At 74.1% G+C, this 4,595-nt stretch carries 2 protein-coding genes and 1 pseudogene; all 3 read right to left on the bottom strand.

Annotated elements, in window-relative coordinates:
• Window positions 1-2,245 (bottom strand): annotated as a pseudogene (locus AAHZ94_RS28900) (beta-ketoacyl synthase N-terminal-like domain-containing protein); the annotation flags it as partial.
• 30 nt (window positions 2,246-2,275) lie between these two features.
• Entirely contained in the window at window positions 2,276-3,358 is a 1,083-nt protein-coding gene (gene manB / locus AAHZ94_RS28895) for a mannose-1-phosphate guanylyltransferase (protein ID WP_349996575.1), read from the bottom strand.
• 123 nt (window positions 3,359-3,481) lie between these two features.
• Window positions 3,482-4,595: peptidoglycan recognition protein family protein (locus AAHZ94_RS28890; RefSeq protein ID WP_349996573.1), on the bottom strand; the 1,114-nt coding region annotated here is incomplete at its 5' end.

Raw genomic sequence — 4,595 nt, 5'->3', positions numbered from 1 at the left:
CGATCCAGTGCACCTCGCGCGTGAAGGCGTACGTCGGCAGCGGCACCCGGCGGCGCCGTTGCCCCTCCCACAGCGCGGACCAGTCGGCCTCGGCGCCCATGACCCACATGTCGGCGGTCTCGTCCAGCCGGCCCTCGGCCAGCAACTGCCGGGTGTACTTGAGCGTCACGTCGTGCCGCAGCAGCGAGTTGAGGCGGCGGTCGTGGTTCTCGGTGGAGCCGAACCACACACCGGGCGCGTCCGTGCGCCGCTCCAGGTAGGCGCGCAGCCCCCGGCGCAGTTCGGCCGGTTCGGCGGCGCGTACGGCGAGGCGTTCGGCCATCGCCTCGCGCCCGGTCTGGAGGGTGTACGCCAGGTCGGCGAGGGAGAGCTCGGTGGCGGCGGGTGTGGCGGTGGGCGTCGCCGTGGTCGTGGGCGTCGCGGTGGCCGGCTGCGGGCCGTGGAGCGCGGCCAGGTGGGCCGCGGTACGGGCGACGGTGGGCTGCTCGTGCAGCACCTCGGCCGGGAAGGCGAACCCGAGCTCCTCCTGCAACTGCTCGTGACAGGCGGCCAGTTCGTAGGCGTCCAGGCCCTGGTCCGCGTACGGCTCGTCGTCGTCGATGGCGGCCGGCCGCAGCCCGAGCACGGCGGCGACGGCGGCCCGGGTGTGGGCGTACGCGCTGTCGCGGCTGATCTGCGGGCCGCCCGCGGCGGCGGGGGTCGCCGGGGCCGCGGGCCGCTCGTCGTCGCCGGTCAGGCCCCGTTCCAGATGGGCCAGCAGCCGCCCGGCGGCCTCCGTCAGGCCCTCTTCCTGTTGGGCGGAGAGGACGAAGAGGTGTTCCCGGGCGGGCTCGGCCGCGGGCTCGGGCGCGGGCTCGGGCGCGGGCTCGGGCGCGGGCTCGGGCGCGGGCTCGGGCGCGGGCTCGGGCGCGGGCTCGGGCGCCTCCTCGATGATGAGGTGGGCGTTGGTGCCGCCGGCGCCGAACGCGCTGATGCCGGCGCGACGCGGCAGCTCCCGGCCGTCCGCGGCGCGCGCGGGCTGCCAGTCGGCGAGTTGCCGCTGGACGACGAACGGGGTCGGGTCGAAGTCGATCAGCGGGTTGAGCGGGGTGGCGTGCAGCGAGGGCACCAGCTTGCGGTGCCGCAGTTGCAGGATGACCTTGGTGAGCGCGGCGATGCCGGCCGCGGACTCCAGGTGCCCGATGTTGGACTTCACCGAGCCGATCGCACAGAACTGCCGGTCCGCGGTGGCCTGCCGGTACGCCCTGGTCAGACCGGTGATCTCGATGGGGTCGCCGAGCGCGGTGCCGGTGCCGTGCGCCTCCACGTAGGAGATGCTGCGCGGGTCGACCTTCGCCCGGGCCAGCGCGTCGCCGATCACCTCGGCCTGGGCCTGCGGGTTGGGCACCGAATAGCCGCTGGTGCGCCCGCCCGCGTTGACGGCCGAACCCTTGATGACGGCGTGCACGTGGTCGCCGTCGGCGAGCGCCTTCGCCAGCGGCTTGAGCAGCACCGCGCCGACGCCCTCGCCCGGCACATAGCCGTCGCCGCCCTCGCCGAACGCCCGGCAGCGGCCGTCGCTGGAGAGGAAGCCGCCCTGGGCGAGCTGGAGGTACTTGGCCGGGTGGGACATCACGTTGACGCCGCCGGCCAGGGCCAGTTCGCACTCGCCGCTGCGGATGGCGGCGCACGCCTGGTGCACGGCGACCAGCGAGGAGGAGCACATGGTGTCGACGGTGACGCTCGGCCCGTGGAAGTCGTAGAAGTAGGAGACGCGGTTGGCGACCGAGGCGTACGAGGAGTTGCCGTTGAGCCAGCCGCCGTACTTGTCGGTGGCCAGGAGTTGGTAGAGGCCGAACATGACGCCGGCGTAGACGCCGACCTTCTTGCCGGCCAGCGAGCCGGGGGCGTAGCCGGCGTCCTCGATGACCTGCCAGGAGGTTTCGAGGAACAGCCGCTCCTGCGGGTCGAGGAACTCCGCCTCGACCGGCGGAATGTTGAAGAACAGCGGGTCGAAGAGCTCCACGCCCTCCACGAAGCCGCCCCACTTGCCGTACGAGGCGCCGGGCTTGCCCTTCTCCGGGTCGTAGAGCGGGCCGTGGTCCCAGCGGCGCGGCGGTACCTCGGTGACCGCGTCGACACCGTCGCGCAGGTTCTCCCAGAACGCGGCCAGGTCGGCGGCCTGCGGGTAGCGGCCGGCCAGGCCGATGATGGCGATGTCCTGGTCGGCGGCGGGCTGCACGGGGCCGGGCTGCACCGCGCCGGCGCCCTGCGGGTGCTCGACGCGGGCTACCGGCTACTGATCAGACGAGAACCGCACCGCCGCCGTCGGGATCGCCACATCGCACCACACCCGCATGCCGTCGCGCAGTTCGTTGTCGGCCCCGACCCGAGCGCCGTCGCCGATGACCGCGCCGTCGAGCACCGTACGGGCCCCGATCCGGGCGCCGGCCCCGATCAGCGAGTCGCGGACCCTGGCGCCCTCCCCCACCACCGCGCCGGCCAGCACGGTGCTGCCCTCAACCCGGGCGCCGGGGCCGATCCTGGCGTCGGTGCCGACGACCGTGCCGCCGGTCAGCTTGGCGTCGGCGGCGACCTCGGCCCCGGCGAGCACCAGCCGGTCGCCGTGCCGGCCCGGCACCGCGGGCGACGGGGCGCGGCCGAGCACCAGATCGGCCGAGCCGCGGACGAACGCCTGCGGGGTGCCGAGGTCGAGCCAGTACGTGTCGTCGACCATGCCCTGGAGGTGGGCGCCGGCGGCGAGCAGGCCGGGGAAGGTCTCGCGTTCGACCGAGACCGGCCGGCCGGTGGGTATCGCGTCGATGACGGAGCGGTTGAAGACGTAGGCGCCCGCGTTGATCTGGTCGGTGACGATCTCCTGAGGCGTCTGCGGCTTCTCCAGGAACGCCGTGACCCGCCCGTCGTCGTCCGTGGGCACCAGGCCGTACGCCCGCGGGTCATCGACCCGGGTCAGGTGCAGCGAGACGTCGGCGCCGGCGCTGACGTGCGTGGCGACCAGGGCCCGGATGTCGAGCCCGGTGAGGATGTCGCCGTTGAAGATCAGCACCGGCTCGTCCGGGCCCGAGTGCAGCCGCTCGGCCACGTTGCGGATCGCCCCGCCGGTGCCCAGCGGCTCCCGCTCCGTCACGTACTCCAGGTGCAGCCCCAGGTCGGAGCCGTCGCCGAAGTGCGGTTCGAAGACCTCGGCCAGATAGGAGGTCGCCAGCACGACGTGCTCGACGCCCGCGGCCCGGGCGCGGGCGAGCTGGTGGGGGAGGAAGGGCACCCCCGCCGCCGGGACCATGGGCTTGGGCGTGTGCACCGTCAGCGGGCGCAGCCGGGTGCCCTTGCCGCCGACCAGGAGGATCGCTTCTGTCACCTTGTCGTCTCTGCTTCCCTTGGGGCCGGCTGGCCGCCGGGCCCCTGCGCCCGGAGGGAGGTCGGCGGCCAGTGTAAGCAGACGGTGAACGCCCGGTTCGGCCCGGTCAACCAGGTGGTGCGATCACCGCCCCTGGAGCCTGGCCGCCGTGCTGCGCGCCGCAGCGAGCCGCTGGTAGAGCCGGGTCCCGGGACAGTCGGTGGTGAAGCCGTCACGGTGCCCGGAAATCACCTTCAGCCGTACCGTGACGCCCTTGCGGTACTTGTTGCTGCCGTCGGAGACCAGGTACGCGCTGCCGCCCGGGTCGCGCCCGTGCAGGCCCAGCTTCCACGCGGTGAGCTTCGCCACGGCGCGTACCGCGGCACCGGGCGGCGCGGTGCGGGAGAAGGTGCCGAGGACGGCGATGCCGGTGCTGTTGGAGTTGAAGCCCAGGGTGTGGGCGCCGAGTACGGGCTTGGCGGGCCCGCCGGCGCGGCCCTCGTAGACGTTTCCGCACTTGTCGACGAGGAAGTTGTAGCCCAGGTCGCGCCAGCCGCTGCTCTTGACGTGGTAGCGGTAGATACTGCGGATGACCGAAGGCGCCTGCGAGCAGCGGTAGTTGTTGCCCGTCGCGCTGTGGTGCACGAACGCGGCCTGGACCGTCTTGGTGTAGCCGAGCCGGCGCTCGCGCAGCCGCTCGTCCGCGCTCCAGCCCTTGCGCAGGACGATGCGGGGGCGCGGGGCGGTGTAGCGGCGCTGCCAGGTGCGCTGTTCGTCCGCCTGCTCGTCGGTCTCCGCGGGGAGTACGAGGTCGGCCGGGACCGCCCGGTTCTGGTCGAGCACCAGGGCGTCGGTCGGCGTCTGCCGCGCGAGGTCGTCGCCGTCGATGACGAGCCCTTCGGGACTGCCGGGCTCTTGCTGGGCCTGTTGGTCGCCCTGGTCTGCCTGGCCTTGCTGGTCCTGCTGGTCCTGCTGACCTTGCTGGTCGCCCTGGTCCTGCCGGGGGTCGGCTGGATCTTGCTGGTCGGCCTGTTCCCGGAGGTCCCGCTGGTCTCTCGGCTGCTGCCCGTCGCCCGCGTCCCGCGGCTCGCCGCGTACGTCCTCCGCGCGGTGTTCGGCCGCGGACTCGCGCGCCTCGTGCCGGCCCTGGCCCGCGTCGGCGTCCGCGTCCGGCCCGCCGGGGTCCGTGGGGCGGGCCGGCCCGGGCGGCGCCGGCACCCCGGGGTCCACCAGCTCCAGCCGCAGGCCGGCGGGGAGC

The organism is Streptomyces sp. HSW2009, from assembly GCF_040240285.1.
Lineage (GTDB): Bacteria > Actinomycetota > Actinomycetes > Streptomycetales > Streptomycetaceae > Streptomyces.
This window is presented reverse-complemented; position numbering and strand designations above follow the sequence as displayed.